This is a genomic window from Citrobacter sp. Cf136 (assembly GCF_030333815.1).
In the GTDB taxonomy this organism is placed as follows: Bacteria; Pseudomonadota; Gammaproteobacteria; order Enterobacterales; family Enterobacteriaceae; genus Citrobacter; species Citrobacter freundii.
Map to the genome: position 1 here is coordinate 517902 of NZ_JAOWFE010000040.1, position 17606 is coordinate 535507.

The 17606-nt window shown below is 51.1% G+C and carries 14 protein-coding genes and 1 tRNA gene; 10 read left to right on the forward strand and 5 right to left on the reverse strand.

Translation table 11 applies throughout. From position 1 onward, the window contains the following. The first annotated feature begins 39 nt into the window (after window positions 1–39). Both epmB and yjeJ read left to right on the forward strand, forming a co-directional pair. On the forward strand, window positions 40–1068 hold the full coding sequence (epmB, locus tag OGV98_RS21745; protein ID WP_193338979.1) for an EF-P beta-lysylation protein EpmB: 1029 nt from the start codon (window positions 40–42) through the stop codon (window positions 1066–1068). Window positions 1069–1252: 184 nt separating this feature from the next. After that, window positions 1253–2116, forward strand: coding sequence for a YjeJ family protein (gene yjeJ / locus OGV98_RS21750; protein WP_048234120.1), 864 nt, complete (start codon window positions 1253–1255; stop codon window positions 2114–2116). Window positions 2117–2295: 179 nt separating this feature from the next. On the opposite strand, the gene OGV98_RS21755 is transcribed toward yjeJ, so the two are convergent. The 3 genes from OGV98_RS21755 to OGV98_RS21765 all read right to left on the reverse strand — a co-directional run bounded on the left by OGV98_RS21755 (window position 2296) and on the right by OGV98_RS21765 (window position 4767). Then, window positions 2296–2649, reverse strand: a complete 354-nt coding sequence (locus OGV98_RS21755; protein ID WP_003025468.1) for a DUF4156 domain-containing protein — start codon at window positions 2647–2649, stop codon at window positions 2296–2298. Between the two features lie 134 nt (window positions 2650–2783). After that, a complete protein-coding gene (gene groL, locus OGV98_RS21760; protein ID WP_003025464.1) occupies window positions 2784–4430 on the reverse strand; it encodes a chaperonin GroEL in 1647 nt (548 codons plus the stop codon). 43 nt (window positions 4431–4473) lie between these two features. Beyond that, window positions 4474–4767, reverse strand: coding sequence for a co-chaperone GroES (locus tag OGV98_RS21765; RefSeq protein ID WP_000027827.1), 294 nt, complete (start codon window positions 4765–4767; stop codon window positions 4474–4476). A 275-nt stretch (window positions 4768–5042) separates the two neighbouring features. On the opposite strand from OGV98_RS21765, the gene yjeH reads away from it, so the two are divergent. Beyond that, window positions 5043–6308, forward strand: coding sequence for an L-methionine/branched-chain amino acid transporter (gene yjeH, locus OGV98_RS21770; RefSeq protein WP_061548966.1), 1266 nt, complete (start codon window positions 5043–5045; stop codon window positions 6306–6308). Between the two features lie 49 nt (window positions 6309–6357). Here the strand turns inward: yjeH and OGV98_RS21775 are convergent, their stop codons facing one another. Continuing rightward, window positions 6358–6834 carry an FxsA family protein gene (locus OGV98_RS21775; RefSeq protein WP_003025457.1) on the reverse strand — a complete coding sequence of 159 codons (477 nt, stop codon included), beginning with the start codon at window positions 6832–6834 and terminating at the stop codon, window positions 6358–6360. Between the two features lie 338 nt (window positions 6835–7172). Here OGV98_RS21775 and aspA point away from each other — a divergent pair, with 338 nt between their 5' ends. The 7 genes from aspA (at window position 7173) to OGV98_RS21810 (ending at window position 15132) form a co-directional block, all read left to right on the forward strand. Next, entirely contained in the window at window positions 7173–8609 is a 1437-nt protein-coding gene (aspA, locus tag OGV98_RS21780) for an aspartate ammonia-lyase (protein WP_003025452.1), read from the forward strand. A gap of 115 nt (window positions 8610–8724) precedes the next feature. Next, complete coding sequence (gene dcuA / locus OGV98_RS21785; protein ID WP_003025449.1) at window positions 8725–10026, forward strand: anaerobic C4-dicarboxylate transporter DcuA; 1302 nt, start codon at window positions 8725–8727, stop codon at window positions 10024–10026. 128 nt (window positions 10027–10154) lie between these two features. Next, window positions 10155–10502 (forward strand): divalent cation tolerance protein CutA, encoded by a 348-nt coding sequence (gene cutA, locus OGV98_RS21790; RefSeq protein WP_003025447.1) that lies wholly within the window; start codon window positions 10155–10157, stop codon window positions 10500–10502. Beyond that, window positions 10478–12187: a protein-disulfide reductase DsbD gene (locus OGV98_RS21795; protein ID WP_138828118.1), complete on the forward strand. Its 1710-nt coding sequence runs from the start codon at window positions 10478–10480 to the stop codon at window positions 12185–12187. Before cutA ends, OGV98_RS21795 begins: the two co-directional genes overlap by 25 nt. 36 nt (window positions 12188–12223) lie before the next feature. Further along, complete coding sequence (locus OGV98_RS21800) at window positions 12224–12799, forward strand: transcriptional regulator (RefSeq protein ID WP_199400123.1); 576 nt, start codon at window positions 12224–12226, stop codon at window positions 12797–12799. A 152-nt stretch (window positions 12800–12951) separates the two neighbouring features. After that, a tRNA-Phe gene (locus OGV98_RS21805) sits at window positions 12952–13027 on the forward strand. 443 nt (window positions 13028–13470) lie between these two features. Further along, on the forward strand, window positions 13471–15132 hold the full coding sequence (locus OGV98_RS21810; RefSeq protein WP_071687633.1) for a fatty acid--CoA ligase: 1662 nt from the start codon (window positions 13471–13473) through the stop codon (window positions 15130–15132). A gap of 219 nt (window positions 15133–15351) precedes the next feature. On the opposite strand, the gene OGV98_RS21815 is transcribed toward OGV98_RS21810, so the two are convergent. Next, complete coding sequence (locus OGV98_RS21815) at window positions 15352–17073, reverse strand: SulP family inorganic anion transporter (RefSeq protein WP_003844994.1); 1722 nt, start codon at window positions 17071–17073, stop codon at window positions 15352–15354. Window positions 17074–17606 lie beyond the last annotated feature (533 nt).

A 17606-nucleotide genomic window follows, 5' to 3' on the forward strand; every position in this document is an offset into this window, starting at 1 on the left:
GGCCCTCTGAAAATTGTTAACTGGTAGCTAAGCCACAAAATGGCGCATATTGTAACCCTAAATACCCCATCCAGAGAAGATTGGTTATCGCAACTTGCCGATGTTGTGACCGATCCCGATGAACTTCTGCATCTTTTGAATATAGACGCAGATGAAAAACTGTTGGCCGGACGCGATGCGAGACGGCTTTTCGCCCTGCGCGTGCCGCGCGCGTTTATTGCCCGCATGGAGAAAGGTAACCCGGACGATCCGCTTTTGCGTCAGGTAATTACCTCCCAGGAAGAGTTTGTTGCCGCGCCAGGCTACTCAACCGACCCGCTGGAAGAACAGCACAGTGTGGTTCCCGGTCTGCTGCATAAATATCGCAATCGGGCACTGTTGCTGGTCAAAGGCGGTTGTGCGGTGAATTGTCGCTATTGCTTCCGTCGACACTTCCCATATGCCGAAAACCAAGGCAATAAACGCAACTGGCAGGTCGCTCTCGACTACATTACCGCGCATCCTGAGCTGGATGAAATCATCTTCTCTGGTGGCGATCCGTTAATGGCCAAAGACCACGAACTGGACTGGTTGCTCACGCAACTGGAAGCCATTCCGCACATTAAACGCCTGCGTATTCACAGCCGTTTGCCGATAGTGATCCCTGCGCGCATTACCGAAGGACTGGTCGAACGTTTTGCGCGCTCCACGCTGCAGATTCTGCTGGTCAATCACATTAACCATGCCAATGAAGTTGATGAGACGTTTCGCCAGGCGATGAGTAGTCTGCGCGCCGCGGGCGTTACGCTACTCAACCAAAGCGTATTGCTGCGTGGCGTGAACGATAACGCACAAACCCTGGCTAACCTTAGCAACGCACTATTTGATGCCGGTGTGATGCCCTATTACCTGCACGTGCTGGATAAAGTACAGGGTGCCGCCCACTTTATGGTCAGCGATGATGAAGCGCGTCACATTATGCGTGAACTCCTGACACTGGTTTCCGGTTACATGGTCCCCAAACTGGCGCGTGAAATTGGCGGAGAGCCAAGTAAAACGCCGTTGGACCTGCAGTTACGCCAACAATAACCATTATTGAGTGTCCGATTCCGGACACTCGCTATCGATCACGATTATTTAATATCCCTGCAGGTGGAGCCGCACTTTTAATATGTGCTATTTTAATTAGCGCTGTAAAATCATTCATTCGTAAATTTTATCAATAGTTTCAAATGCAGAGCATTTATAAATATATGGTTAGGGAGAACCTTTTATGGCTATAAGTATTAAGGGCGTTAATACCGGCGTTATTCGTCAAAAGAATGAATTTGTTGCTTTGGCATTAAAGATAAAAGAGCCAAGAAATAAGGAGTCGTTGTTTTTTCTTTCTCCGCTTGGGCTAAGAGACTTGCTTATTGCTCTGGAAAGCAGGCTATCCACCAAACATCAACTAAGCGAAGACAAGCGTGTGCAGTATGAGAAAGAATGCGAGAAAGCCAGCAAGAAGATGCACGAAAACATTCCGTTAATTCAGGAAGATGAGCTAAAAAATGCGGATATTAACCGTCGCATAGATTCACTGACGTTAGTGGATGATAAAGGGGAAAACTTAGCATTTTCTCTGACGCTACATGACGGGAAAACAGATGAATTACTGGTTAATGAATTACAGATTCAGGTGTTGGCGCATGCAATTATTCATGCAATAAATAATGCTGGCATGCGGGATTTAGCGCTACGAATTACATCGCTGCTGGATTTCCTGCCGCTGTACGATGTGGATTGCCAGCAAAACGACAATCTGGAATACGACTCTTATACACAACCCGAATGGAAACATAACCTGTTTAATCATTATCTGGCGATTATTTACCGCTATACGGATGATAAAGGAAAAGCCCATTTCTGTGGTTCGGTAGTAAAAACTCGCGCCGCTTCCGGCAGCAAAGAGGCCGAAGCCATTACTCGCCGTCTGCTCGATTTCAGCCCACGGCTGAAAAAACTTGCCGGTGTACCGTGCCAGGTGTTTATCAGAACGTTGACGGGTGATAAGACGCAAAAGCTCAATCAGGATCAGTGCCTGCGCGCACTGCATCATTTACGCGTTCAGTCTGCACATAAGACTCAGAATGCCTGATGGCGCTGCGCTTATCAGGCCTACGATTGCATGAGTCTGTCCAGGCCACTTTATTACACAAAATCATTCAATCTGCATCGCGGCGGCAAACGAAGAAAATCCCCAGGAGCATAGATAACTATGTGACTGGGGTTTCACAGCGCAGCCAACAAAGAGGCTGGTTGAAGGATGAAGTGTAATCAGTTAGGGCACTTATAAACCTGTCCAATCATTTCACTGGCGGTAGGAACAAAGCTGGACAGCATTCCCTGCGATGGGCTGCTGACACCATAAATCACGTTACCGCCCATTGCCGCAGCCTGGTTACGCAGATCGTTTGCTGCGCCACGCATTGAGCCGCCCTCTTCGCCGTGCTGGCCAGAAAGCCAGTTGCTTTGCTTACCGGTTGCCGTGCCTATCAGTTGGCACTCTGCGCCAGGCTTGTCTTCGACAAAGCGTACGCTTTGCCCGGCTGAACTCAGTTCGTTGCTGGAGCTACAACCCGCCATCAGTAGCGCGGCACCAACGATCCCTGCTAAATATTTCACGTGCATGTCATTCCCCATGATCAATTAGTTGGACGTTATGTCCGTAGCTGAATCATATACTAAAAAGATGACCAAAAGAAAAACCCCCGGACATTTCTGCCCAGGGGTTTCTCAATTCTGAGAGGTTCAGAACAACATGATTACATCATGCCGCCCATTCCACCCATGCCGCCCATACCACCAGCAGCACCTAAGTCAGGTGCATCGCCTTTCGGCAGGTCGGTAACCATGCACTCGGTGGTGATCATCAGACCCGCAACAGAAGCCGCGTACTGCAGAGCAGAACGAGTTACTTTGGTTGGATCCAGGATACCCATGTCGATCATGTTGCCGTATTCTTCAGTTGCAGCGTTGTAACCGTAGTTACCGTCACCGGCTTTCACGGTGTTAGCCACTACAGACGGCTCTTCGCCGCAGTTCAGTACGATTTGACGCAGTGGGGATTCCATTGCGCGCAGCGCAACTTTGATACCTACGTTCTGGTCTTCGTTCTGACCTTTCAGGCCGGCAATTTTAGACGCTACGCGAATCAGCGCAACGCCACCACCAGCAACCACGCCTTCTTCTACCGCAGCACGGGTAGCGTGCAGGGCATCTTCAACGCGGGCTTTCTTCTCTTTCATTTCAACTTCAGTCGCAGCACCAACTTTGATAACCGCAACGCCGCCTGCCAGTTTCGCTACGCGCTCCTGCAGTTTTTCACGGTCATAGTCGGAAGTTGCTTCTTCGATCTGCTGACGAATCTGAGTCACGCGACCCTGGATTGCAGCTTCGTCGCCCACGCCATCGATGATGGTGGTGGTATCTTTGTTGATAACAACGCGTTTCGCCTGGCCCAGATCTTCCAGAGTTGCTTTTTCCAGCTCCATACCGATCTCTTCAGAGATAACGGTACCACCGGTCAGGGTAGCGATATCCTGCAGCATTGCTTTACGACGATCGCCGAAGCCAGGTGCTTTAACCGCAGCGACTTTCACGATACCGCGCATGGTGTTAACAACCAGAGTTGCCAGCGCTTCGCCTTCAACATCTTCAGCGATGATCAGCAGCGGTTTGCCTGCTTTCGCTACAGCTTCCAGAACCGGCAGCATTTCGCGGATGTTGGAGATTTTCTTGTCAGCCAGCAGGATGAACGGGCTTTCCAGTTCTACTGCGCCAGTTTCCGGCTTGTTGATGAAGTAAGGAGACAGGTAGCCACGGTCGAACTGCATACCTTCAACCACGTCCAGTTCGTCCTGCAGACCGGTACCGTCTTCAACGGTGATCACGCCTTCTTTACCGACTTTGTCCATCGCTTCAGCGATCAGTTTACCTACGGTTTCGTCGGAGTTAGCGGAGATGGTACCAACCTGAGCAATAGCTTTAGAGTCGGAGCACGGTACGGACAGTGCTTTCAGTTCTTCAACAGCAGCAGCGACAGCTTTGTCGATACCACGTTTCAGATCCATCGGGTTCATGCCCGCAGCAACGGCTTTCAGACCTTCAGTGATGATGGACTGAGCCAGTACGGTTGCGGTGGTGGTACCGTCACCTGCAGCGTCGTTCGCTTTAGAGGCAACTTCTTTCACCATCTGCGCACCCATGTTTTCGAACTTGTCTTCCAGTTCGATTTCACGTGCTACGGAAACACCATCTTTAGTGATGGTCGGTGCACCGAAAGATTTATCCAGAACTACGTTACGGCCTTTTGGACCGAGGGTAACTTTCACTGCATCTGCCAGTACGTTTACGCCGCGCAGCATTTTCACACGAGCGTCGTTACCGAATTTTACGTCTTTAGCTGCCATTTTCTCTTTCCCTTAAATTCGTATGTTCAGTGTCGTTCGCGGATTAGGCTTCAACAATTGCCAGGATGTCGCTTTCAGACATGATCAACACTTCTTCATTGTCGATCTTCTCAGATTTAACACCGTAGCCATCGTTGAAAATAACGATATCGCCGACTTTCACGTCCAGCGGCTGTACGGTACCGTTGTCCAGGATGCGACCCTTACCGACAGCGATGATTTCGCCACGAGTTGATTTACCTGCTGCAGAACCAGTCAGTACGATGCCGCCAGCAGATTTGGATTCAACTTCTTTACGTTTGACGATCACACGATCATGTAACGGACGAATACTCATTGATAGCTCTCCTTTGAGAAAGTCTTTATCAGTTATGGGTGACGCCGGCCCGTAAACGGTTTCCCGGCTAGTGACCAGAGAGATGGGGATGGGGTTTTGTGCCTTCAAGGGGGCAAGCGAAAAAAATTTTTTATCAGCAGAAAATCCCGTCAAAACGCCGACACACCTCACATTTCATAACGATTTCAGTCACGTCGTCATAAGCAAATCTGATTGTGATACCATCAAAAATCTGCGCTATAGCCCGGTCAACGGGCATAAACGGATAACCACTTATGAGCGGACTGAAACAAGAGCTGGGACTGGCTCAGGGCATTGGCCTGTTGTCGACATCATTGTTAGGTACAGGCGTTTTTGCCGTCCCCGCGCTGGCCGCACTGGTTGCGGGCAACAACAGCCTGTGGGCATGGCCGGTGCTGATTGTTTTGGTCTTTCCGGTGGCGATTGTCTTCGCCGTACTGGGTCGTCATTTTCCCAGTGCGGGCGGCGTGGCGCATTTTGTCGGCATGGCCTTTGGCTCACGCCTGGAGCGCGTCACCGGGTGGCTGTTTTTGTCGGTGATTCCCGTCGGTTTGCCTGCGGCGTTGCACATCGCCGCCGGGTTTGGTCAGGCGATGTTTGGCTGGCATGACGAGCAACTTCTGCTGGCTGAGCTGGGTACGCTGGCATTGGTTTGGTACATCGGCTCCCGCGGCGCAAGCTCAAGCGCTAATCTGCAAACGGTCATTGCCGGACTGATTGTTGCCCTCATTGTTGCTATCTGGTGGGCGGGCGATCTGAAACCAGGCGAAATCCCCTTCCCTGCAATTAGCGATATTGAACTCCCCGGTCTGTTCGCCGCGCTGTCGGTGATGTTCTGGTGTTTTGTTGGCCTCGAAGCGTTTGCTCACCTGGCGTCTGAATTCAAAAATCCTGAACGAGACTTCCCACGCGCGCTGATGATCGGCCTGCTGCTGGCTGGATCTGTTTATTGGGCATGCACCGTCGTCGTTCTCCATTTTGGTGCCTACGGCGAGCAAATGGCCGCCGCAGCATCGCTGCCAGAAATCGTCGTGCAACTGTTTGGTGTACAGGCACTGTGGGTCGCCTGCATCATTGGTTATTTGGCCTGTTTTGCCAGCCTCAACATTTATATTCAAAGTTTCGCTCGACTGGTCTGGTCGCAAGCGCAGTATAAGCCTGAGAGTTATCTGGCTCGCCTGTCCCCCCGCCACCTTCCGCGCAATGCGCTAAACGCCGTATTGGGCTGCTGCGTAGTCAGTACTCTGTGCATCTATATGCTGCAAATCAATCTCGATGCGTTAATCGTCTACGCCAACGGCATCTTTATTATGATTTATTTGCTGTGCATGTTGGCGGGTTGTCGATTACTGAAAGGGCATTACCGCGCACTGGCGGTCATTGGTGGTCTGCTGTGCCTACTACTACTGGCAATGGTCGGCTGGAAGAGTTTGTACGCGTTGATTATGCTGGCAGGGCTGTGGCTGTTTTTACCCCGCAGGCCGGATAAAGCAACGTTGACGCCATCATCCGGCCTATAAACACTTTTGCCGGATGGCGCTAACGCTTATCCGGCCTACATACTGAGCCTTAATCCCGACGATCGTCTTTATGTTCGATGCTGTCTCGCTTGTCATCCTTGCGCTGAAATTCACCATCAAAAGTCTCACCGCCACCGGTTCCGGCGCTAAAACCACCGCCAGGCATACGCGAAAAACGTAAATGTGGCAGCAGTTTCATCGTCAGATGTTTTTGCACCGGGGGTAATAAAAGAAGAAGACCGAGGAAATCGGTGAAAAAACCAGGCAGTACCAACAGCAGACCGGCGATAATCAGCGATACGCTTTTGATCATTTCTGCAGCCGGACTTTCACCAGCCGCCATTTTTTGTTGCATCAGTAAAAAGTTCTTAAATCCCTGATTACGAACCAGAGACATACCGATAACCGACGTAAAAATAACCAAAATCAGCGTCATCAGGACGCCCATCACATGGGCAACCTGAATAAAAATAGATATCTCTATGTAAACATAGAGAAAAATGGCAAGTAATGGTATCCAGCGCAAAGGGATCTCCTGTTAATAACAGCCGTTTTGTTCAACTTCTGTTCGAAAAATTATGTTAATCGCATCGATTTGATATTGTGGTGGTTAGCAAAATTTCAAGTGGCTTGTACACTAATATTTAGGGTTAATCACAAAGGGGTGATCCATTTCACAGAATAATAAATAAGGGGTAAATTCCACGCTTTAAGTGATCCAGATTACGGTAGAAATCCTTAACCAGCATATGATCTCGGGTATCAGACCGATGCAGGGGATAATCGTCGGTCGAGAAACAATCGAAATCACATATATCCTGTGTGTTTAGTCAAATCATTGGCAGCTTGAAAAAGAAGGTTCACATGTTAAACAACATTCGTATCGAAGAAGACTTGTTGGGTACCAGGGAAGTTCCAGCGGACGCCTACTACGGTGTCCACACTCTGAGAGCGATTGAAAACTTCTACATTAGCAACAGCAAAATCAGCGATATTCCTGAATTTGTTCGCGGTATGGTAATGGTTAAAAAGGCAGCGGCAATGGCCAACAAAGAGCTGCAAACCATTCCTAAGAGTGTGGCAAATGCCATCATCGCGGCGTGTGATGAAGTCCTGAATAACGGAAAATGCATGGATCAGTTCCCGGTAGACGTTTACCAGGGTGGTGCGGGTACCTCCGTCAACATGAACACCAACGAAGTTCTGGCCAATATCGGTCTGGAACTGATGGGTCACCAGAAAGGTGAATATCAGTACCTGAACCCGAACGACCACGTTAACAAATGTCAGTCTACCAACGATGCATACCCAACTGGCTTCCGTATCGCTGTATACGCATCCATCATCAAACTGATTGATGCACTGAACCAGCTGCGTGAAGGCTTTGAGAAAAAAGCCGATGAATTCCAGGACATCCTGAAAATGGGTCGTACCCAGCTGCAGGATGCTGTACCGATGACTCTCGGTCAGGAATTCCGTGCTTTCAGCGTACTGCTGAAAGAAGAAGTGAAAAACATTGGGCGTACCGCTGAGCTGCTGCTGGAAGTTAACCTCGGCGCGACAGCAATCGGTACTGGTCTGAACACGCCGAAAGAGTACTCTCCGCTGGCAGTACAGAAACTGGCTGAAGTCACTGGCTTCGCCTGTGTTCCGGCAGAAGACCTGATTGAAGCAACTTCTGACTGTGGCGCATACGTTATGGTGCACGGCGCACTGAAACGTCTGGCTGTGAAGATGTCCAAAATCTGTAACGACCTGCGTTTGCTCTCCTCTGGTCCGCGTGCGGGTCTGAACGAGATCAACCTGCCGGAACTGCAGGCTGGGTCTTCTATCATGCCAGCTAAAGTGAACCCGGTTGTTCCGGAAGTCGTAAACCAGGTTTGCTTCAAAGTCATCGGTAACGACATCACTGTCACCATGGCATCTGAAGCTGGTCAGCTGCAGCTGAACGTAATGGAGCCGGTCATTGGTCAGGCAATGTTTGAATCCATTCACATTCTGAGCAACGCTTGCTACAACCTGCTGGAAAAATGCGTTAGTGGTATCACTGCTAACAAAGAAGTCTGTGAAGCGTTTGTATTCAACTCCATCGGCATCGTTACTTACCTCAACCCGTTCATCGGTCACCACAACGGCGACATCGTCGGTAAAATTTGTGCCGAAACTGGTAAGAGCGTACGTGAAGTTGTCCTGGAACGCGGTCTGTTGACCGAGTCTGAACTGGACGATATCTTCTCTGCACAGAACCTGATGCACCCTGCTTATAAAGCAAAACGTTATACTGATGAAAGCGAACAGTAATCGTGTAGGGTAGTACCGGAGAAGGCACGTCATGATGACGTGCCTTTTTTCTTACTCGAAGTTACTTAAAAACAACAATTTAATATCAACTTGTTAAACAACAAGGAAGGCTAATATGATAGTTTTAGAACTTATCATCGTTTTGCTGGCAATCTTTTTAGGTGCCAGACTTGGGGGTATCGGTATTGGATTTGCAGGTGGGCTGGGTGTTCTGGTTCTTGCCGCTATCGGCGTAAAACCAGGTAATATTCCGTTCGATGTTATTTCCATTATCATGGCGGTTATCGCTGCTATCTCTGCCATGCAGATTGCCGGTGGTCTGGACTACCTGGTTCACCAAACTGAAAAACTGCTGCGTAAGAACCCGAAATACATCACGATCCTTGCACCTATCGTGACCTATTTCCTGACTATCTTTGCCGGTACTGGCAACATCTCTCTGGCAACGCTGCCAGTTATCGCTGAAGTTGCGAAGGAACAAGGTATCAAGCCTTGCCGTCCGCTCTCTACCGCAGTGGTTTCTGCACAGATTGCGATTACGGCTTCTCCAATCTCCGCAGCCGTGGTTTATATGTCTTCCGTCATGGAAGGTCATGGCATCAGCTACATTCACCTGCTGTCCGTGGTCATTCCGTCCACCCTGCTGGCCGTTCTGGTGATGTCCTTCCTGATCACCGCACTGTTCAACTCCAAACTGTCTGACGACCCGATTTATCGTAAGCGTCTGGAAGAAGGCCTGGTTGAACTGCGCGGTGAAAGACAAGTTGAAATCAAAGCTGGCGCGAAAACCTCCGTTTGGCTGTTCCTGCTGGGCGTGGTTTGCGTAGTTGTATACGCCATCATCAACAGCCCAAGCCTTGGCCTGGTCGCTAAACCGCTGATGAACACCACCAACGCAATCCTGATCATCATGCTGAGCGTCGCGACGCTGACCACGATCGTCTGCCGCGTTGAAACTGACTCCATCCTGAACTCCAGCACCTTCAAAGCCGGTATGAGCGCCTGTATTTGTATCCTTGGTGTTGCATGGCTGGGTGATACCTTCGTATCTCACAACATTGACTGGATCAAAGATACTGCAGGTAGCGTAATTCAGGGTCATCCGTGGCTGCTGGCGGTCATCTTCTTCTTTGCTTCAGCGCTGCTGTACTCTCAGGCTGCAACCGCTAAAGCACTGATGCCGATGGCTCTGGCTCTGAACGTTTCCCCACTGACGGCTGTTGCATCTTTCGCCGCGGTTTCTGGTCTGTTCATTCTGCCAACCTACCCAACTCTGGTTGCGGCGGTTCAAATGGATGACACCGGTACAACTCGCATCGGTAAATTCGTCTTTAACCATCCGTTCTTCATCCCAGGTACTCTGGGTGTGGTTCTGGCTGTCTGCTTCGGCTTCTTGCTGGGCAGCTTCATGCTGTAAGACTTTACTGCAGGGTGCCTTCGCGCCCTGCAGTTCCGCCTCCCCACCCCGCTTTAGCTAACATCCTTCCCTCGTCCGTTGTATAGTGACCATTCTTTTGCTGGTTACTCTGTTCTTTCGAGGTGTTTATGCTTGATGTAAAGAGTCAGGATATTTCCATCCCCGATACCGTTGTGGTGCTCTGTACCGCCCCGGATGAAGCAACCGCCCAGGATCTCGCCGCCAAAGTGCTGGCGGAAAAGCTGGCTGCCTGCGTGACCCTGCTACCCGGTGCGACCTCCCTCTACTATTGGGAAGGCAAACTGGAACAGGAATATGAAGTGCAGATGATTTTAAAAACCACCGTCACACACCAGCAAGCCCTTCTCGATTGCCTGAAGTCACATCATCCGTATCAAACGCCTGAACTTCTGGTTTTACCCGTCACTCACGGAGACTTTGATTACCGCTCATGGCTCAACGCATCCTTACGCTGATCCTGCTGCTGTGCAGCACATCTACCTTTGCTGGATTATTTGACGCGCCTGGCCGCTCGCAGTTTGTACCTGCCGATCGGGCGTTTGTTTTTGATTTTCAGCAAAACCAACACGATCTGAACCTCACATGGCAGGTTAAAGATGGCTATTATCTGTATCGCAAACAGATAAGCATTACGCCATCTCAGGCCGATATTGCCGAGATAAAACTGCCGCCAGGCGTCTGGCATGAAGATGAGTTTTACGGCAAAAGTGAGATTTACCGTAAACAGCTGACTATCCCGATCACGGTCAATCAGGCTAAGTCTGGCGCAACATTAACGATCACATACCAGGGCTGCGCCGACGCCGGATTTTGCTATCCACCAGAAACAAAAACGGTGCCATTAAGTGAAGTGTCTGCCGGTGCCGCGGCCTCCCCTGCGCCAGCCCCAGCCACTACAGATCCGCAAGAGAAACCGCAGCCCACGGCCCAACTTCCCTTTTCCGCACTGTGGGCATTGCTGATTGGAATTGGTATCGCGTTTACGCCTTGCGTACTGCCGATGTATCCGCTGATTTCCGGAATCGTACTGGGCGGCAAGCAACGCTTATCAACCGGACGGGCACTGCTGCTGACGTTTATCTACGTTCAAGGGATGGCGCTCACCTATACCGCGCTGGGTTTGGTTGTTGCAGCCGCCGGTTTACAGTTCCAGGCTGCGCTTCAGCATCCCTACGTCCTGATTGGCCTTGCCGTCATCTTTACGCTGCTGGCGTTGTCGATGTTTGGTTTGTTCACGCTGCAACTGCCTTCATCGCTGCAAACGCGCCTCACGCTAATGAGTAACCGCCAGCAAGGTGGAGCTCCCGGCAGCGTCTTTGCGATGGGGGCGATTGCTGGCCTCATCTGTTCTCCTTGCACAACGGCCCCGCTAAGCGCGATTTTGCTGTATATCGCTCAAAGCGGGAACATGTGGCTGGGAGGCGGCACGCTGTATCTGTACGCGCTGGGGATGGGATTACCTCTGATGCTGATTACCGTATTTGGCAATCGCCTGTTGCCTAAAAGCGGCCCATGGATGGAACATGTCAAAACCGCTTTTGGCTTTGTCATTCTGGCGCTTCCCGTCTTCTTACTCGAACGTATCGTTGGCGACGAGTGGAGCGTTCGCTTATGGTCACTGTTAGGCGTCGCGTTCTTTGGCTGGGCGTTCATTACCAGCCTGCAGGCAAAGCACGCCTGGATGCGTATCGTGCAGATTGTCCTGTTAGCCGCAGCACTGGTATGCGTGCGTCCACTGCAAGACTGGGCGTTCGGCGCGCCGCATACTCAACCCCAGGCACACCTTAACTTCACGCCGGTGGCATCGGTAGATGCGTTAAATCAAGCGCTGGAGCAAGCTAAAGGCAGGCCAGTCATGCTGGATCTGTATGCCGACTGGTGTGTTGCCTGTAAGGAATTTGAAAAGTACACGTTCAGTAATCCGCAGGTTCAGCAAGCGCTAGGCAACACGGTGCTGTTGCAAGCGGATGTGACAGCAAACAATGCCCAGGATGTCGCTCTGCTGAAACATCTACAGGTTTTAGGTTTGCCGACTATCTTGTTCTTTGATGCCGAGGGAAAAGAGCATCCGGAGGCCCGGGTAACGGGTTTTATGGATGCCGCTACCTTCAGCGCACATTTGCGCGATCGCCAACCGTGAGCGACACTTGCAACAGGAAATACGGAGGAGAATACCGTGCAACGTGAAGATGTCCTGGGAGAAGCCCTGAAATTACTTGAGGTGCAAGGGATAGCCAATACCACGCTGGAAATGGTGGCCGAACGTATCGATTATCCTCTGGATGAACTGCAGCGCTTTTGGCCCGATAAAGAGGCCATTCTGTACGATGCGCTACGTTACCTCAGCCAGCGGGTGGATATCTGGCGGCGTCAGCTTTTGCTGGATGACACCCTGAGCGCTGAGCAGAAATTACTGGCGCGCTACAACGCACTGTCCGAATGCGTGAGCAATAATCGCTATCCCGGCTGTCTGTTCATCGCCGCCTGTACGTTTTACCCCGATCCCGGACATCCGATCCATCAGTTAGCCGATCAGCAAAAAAAGGCAGCACATGACTTCACCCATGAACTGCTCACGACGCTGGAAGTTGACGACCCGGCAATGGTCGCCAAACAGATGGAACTGGTGCTGGAAGGCTGCCTGAGCCGCATGCTGGTTAATCGTAGTCATGCTGATGTCGAAACGGCACACCACCTGGCTGAAGATATCTTACGCTTTGCCCAGTGCCGAATGGGCGGTGCGCTGACCTAAGCGAGCATTATCTGTTTTAGCCGCATCTGTCGGGAAAATTTGTGCAAACTTCAGGCATAACCATGCAGATTGCCGCAATATTAAGCGGTTGAACAATGTTTCCAGAAATTTGATTGACTGACAGACGTGAATACGGTTTAATGCGCCCCGTTGCCCGGATAGCTCAGTCGGTAGAGCAGGGGATTGAAAATCCCCGTGTCCTTGGTTCGATTCCGAGTCCGGGCACCACTATTCAGAAGAACCCGCCTATGGCGGGTTTTTTGCTTTCAGGGTTCTGCTAGATTTCTGATCGTTCTGTCCACAGCGACTCCTACCTACCCTACCTCATCACGCCAGTTAAACCTTTCAGTGAGACCACGATGGTACTGCAAAAAATATAGCGGTATCAGGCACACCTCCTTTTCTGACGTGCTTAACCGTAGGCCAGATTTGAGTAATTTATCTGAACAGCCTTGGGCACTGAACCAGCGGGTGAAGGAACTGGGCATAGAGTAGCCAGGATTCTGCAGGTAGCGAATAACCCGATCGCGTTGCAAGGTACGCACATTCATCCCCAGGGGCTGGAACTGGTCGCCGCCTCGATATCTGAAGCAAACGCCAGGGAGTAAAGGCCAACCTTAATCTACAATTGCCATCATACCGAGCAAATAGTGAGTCAACGAGGAATCTGGATGGTGAAAACAAAAATCATACAGCCAGCGCAGGGGGCTCATGCCTATCCGTTGCTGATCAAGAGCCTACTGCTGTCGGGTGGGCGTTCTCATCCCGAGCGAGAAATCGTCTACGCCGATAAGCTCCGTTACGACTATCGTACCCTCAAACAGCGCATTCATCGCCTGGCAAACATGCTGACAGCGGCCGGTGTCATGCCTGGAGACACCGTCGCCTTGCTAGATTGGGACAGCCATCGCGCCCTCGAGTGCTTCTTCGCGGTACCCATGATTGGTGCCGTGCTGCACACGGTGAACGTCCGCTTCTCGGCGGACCAAATCGCTTACACCATGAATCATGCCGAGGACAACCTGGTACTGGTGCACGACGACTTCTTGCCGGTTGTCGAGTCACTGGCAGAGACACTGACCACTGTCCGGGGATACATCCAGCTTAGTGACGAAGAATCGAAGGCGACCAGCCTGCCGGTGCTCGGGGAATATGAGACCCTGCTGGCCGCAGCGGGAGAACTCTTTGACTTCCCCGACTTCGATGAAAACTCGATAGCTACCTTGTTCTATACCACTGGAACCACGGGCAATCCCAAGGGAGTCTACTTCAGCCATCGCCAGCTGGTCCTGCACACGCTCAATGAGCTGGGTCTCCTGGCTGCCCACGAGGGACAGTCGCTGCTACGATCGAACGATGTCTACATGCCGATCACCCCTATGTTCCACGTGCATGCCTGGGGCGCTCCCTATGTCGCAACAATGCTGGGTGTGAAGCAGGTATACCCCGGTCGTTACGAACCCAACAAACTGGTGCGGTTTTATCACGATGAGGGTGTGACCTTCTCGCATTGTGTGCCAACCATTTTGCAGATGATCCTTGAGTGCGAAGAAGCCACGCAGACTGATCTGTCAGGATGGAAGATGTTACTCGGTGGCAGTTCACTGTCCCTTGGACTGGCGACACAGGCCCACCATAGGGGCATACGCATTCACGCCGGCTATGGCATGTCTGAGACCTGTCCCCTGCTCTGTATGACCCACTTAAGCGATGCCGAGCTGGCCCTTCCCATGGATGAACAGTTACCCCTGCGGATTCGGACCGGCCTGCCTGTCCCGTTGGTGGATCTGCGTATCGTCGATGGCGAAGGTCGGGAGGTGGTGCACGACGGAGAAGCCCTGGGCGAAATAGTGGTGCGAGCCCCTTGGTTGACTCAGGGCTACCTGAAGGAACCCGAGAAAGGGGCTGAGCTATGGAATGGCAGTTGGCTGCACACCGGCGACATAGCCTCTATCGATCCCCATGGGATAGTGGAAATCAAGGATCGCATCAAAGACGTAATCAAGACGGGCGGTGAGTGGATAAGCACGCTGGAGCTTGAGAGCCTCATCAGCTCACACGCGGCGGTCAGGTCGGTAGCCGTCGTCGGGATACCTGATGAGCAGTGGGGCGAACGCCCCCTGGCTCTGGTGGTTTGCAAGGAAGGGGAGGACCTGGAGCCGCAAGCCATAGCGACACATCTACAAGGATTCGTCGACCGCGGCCACATCACTAAATGGGCGATCCCACGACAGATAAGGATAGTCCCGGATATTCCCAAAACCAGCGTTGGCAAGATCAACAAGCGCCTGATTCGGGAGCTCGAAGCCAGCAATGGGAAGGATATCATTTAAGCGATCTGTCGCATTCACAGCGTAAGGTTAACAACAGTCACACTGCTTATATTTCAGGTAGCTTGCCGATATCAATGCTCTGCCGGGGAACTCACCGTCCCCGCGCGGTTGCTGATCTCCCCTTTAGCTACATGGGGTTCTGGTCGAGGTCAGATCCTGCTGGACGAAAACCCGTCCTCAGCGCCTTCCATTCAGCCTGATCATTTGCCTAAATCTGCTTTATTCAACAACGCCAGATTCACCCTCACTCATGCTTTCTTTGCTTTGAATAAACCGCAGCGCCAAATAAAGGTCTGGTGCCAGAATCATGTCGTCGTCTTTCATTGTCGGTCGACTCTCTTTAAACCAGCGTGTTAACTCCGTTTTCCGGCCCGCAAGAATTAACTTAATCTGCCGCCCCTTCAGGTCCCGTTTTAACTCATTAATGGTTGCCAGGACGCTGATATCTGAATAGGTAAAGCAAGAAACGGCGTCAATGACCACCCATTTAGGTTGTAGTACTGCACCATCAACTAAATTCAAAACGCGGCGCTTAAAATAGGCCACATTAAAATAGGTCAGCGGTGAGTTAAATCGGTACATCAACACGCCAGGGATCATTTTCACATCAGTTGAATTACCTAATGAGTGAATCATCCCATTTTCGTCAATTCCCAATAAGTGTTCAGTAGGACGAAAAACTGTGCGCAGGAACTGCAACAGACCCAGCAATACCGCAAGGCCGATCCCCTGAATAACACCAATAATCAGAACACAGCCAAAGGTGAAGAACGCCAGGCGAAATGCGGGTTTATTTCTTCGCCTCAGATTCCAGAGTCCGCGTAAATCAATCAATGACCACGATGCATAAATTAGAACAATGCCTAATGCAGATACCGGAATAAATGGTAATGGCTGCGTGAAAAATACCACGACAATTCCGATGATTAAGGCTGCAACAACGGAAACCAGCTGACTTTTCCCTCCGGTGGAGTCATTTACCGCAGTCCGGGAATCGGCTCCGCTAATCGCAAACCCCTGAGATAAGCCAGACATCAGATTCGCAACACCCAAAGCCCTGAACTCAGCATCAGCATTTATTTCGTATCCATTTTTCGCGGCAAAACTGCGAGCGGTTAGCATCAGGCTAACAAAACTGACTAATGCCAGGTTCAGCGCAGGGATCAATAAATCACGTGCCAGACCAGGCTGAAATGAGCCCCAGTGAACAACAGGCAAACCAGACTGGAAGCCCGATCCCCCAATAGTGGCAATACCATACTGCTGTGCAGATGTGATCCATACCAGCGCCGTTGTTATCACAATTGCAATCAACGGTGCTGGCCATTGGCTACGAAACGTTTTGATAGCTATTAAAATCGCTAACGTTAGGATGGAGATCCCTAAGGTTAATAAATGAATTTCCGAGAGTCGGCCTGGCAGGGCAATAATCTTCTCTATCACTTGCTCTTCATCAAGCGTAATCCCCAGCACCTTACCGAGTTGCCCGACAATAATCGTCACGGCAACGCCGTTAAGCAGCCCCGTTAGAATGGGATGAGAAAGCAGATCAGCAAGCGCACCCAGGCGAAACTTACTGGCAAGTAGACACCATCCTCCCATCATCACGGTCATGACGATTGTTAACTGCCAGTGGAGTTCTGGATTTCCGGCAGAAAGGGGAACCACAACTGCCGCAATTACCGCGCAGGTCGTGGCATCAGGGCCAACAATCAATTGGCGGGAAGAACCAAACAGTGCATAAGCTAGCATTGGCAAAACGCAGGAATATAACCCGACGATAGCCCCGACTCCCGCCAACTCAGCGTAAGCAATCGCAACCGGTAGTGCTACGGCAGCAACGGATAACCCGGCTTTAACATCATGTTTTAGCCAGCTTTTATCGTACGCTAATAAATTTTTTAGACCCGGCATGTAGTTTAATACCATTTTTCCGAACACTTTATTCTCCGGATTGACCCTTACTAATAGATAAAGGTACACGTAACTGCCGCAGGAGATCCTGATATTTTCGGGAGGTAATACAGATAATTCAGATTGGGTGTTTATCGCGTATGCCGCAGAATGGCTTGTGTTATGCAGGCTCAGGATATTGCTTTGGACCCGATGGTGCGGCGATGTGCGTGATGCGCTGCGCTTATCAGGCCTGCACAATACGTTCAGCCCGGCGGTTTTTACCCCGCACACACGCAAAAAAGCCCATCCGTCAGGATGGGCTTCTTCACTTTATTTGATGCCTGGCAGTTTATGGCGGGCGTCCTGCCCGCCACCCTCCGGGCCGTTGCTGCGCAACGTTCAAATCCGCTCCCGGCGGATTTGTCCTCCTCAGGAGAGCGCTCACCGACAGACCACAGATAAAACAAAAGGCCCGGTCTTTCGACCGGGCCTTTCGCTTTTATTTGATGCCTGGCAGTTCCCTACTCTCGCATGGGGAGACCCCACACTACCATCGGCGCTACGGCGTTTCACTTCTG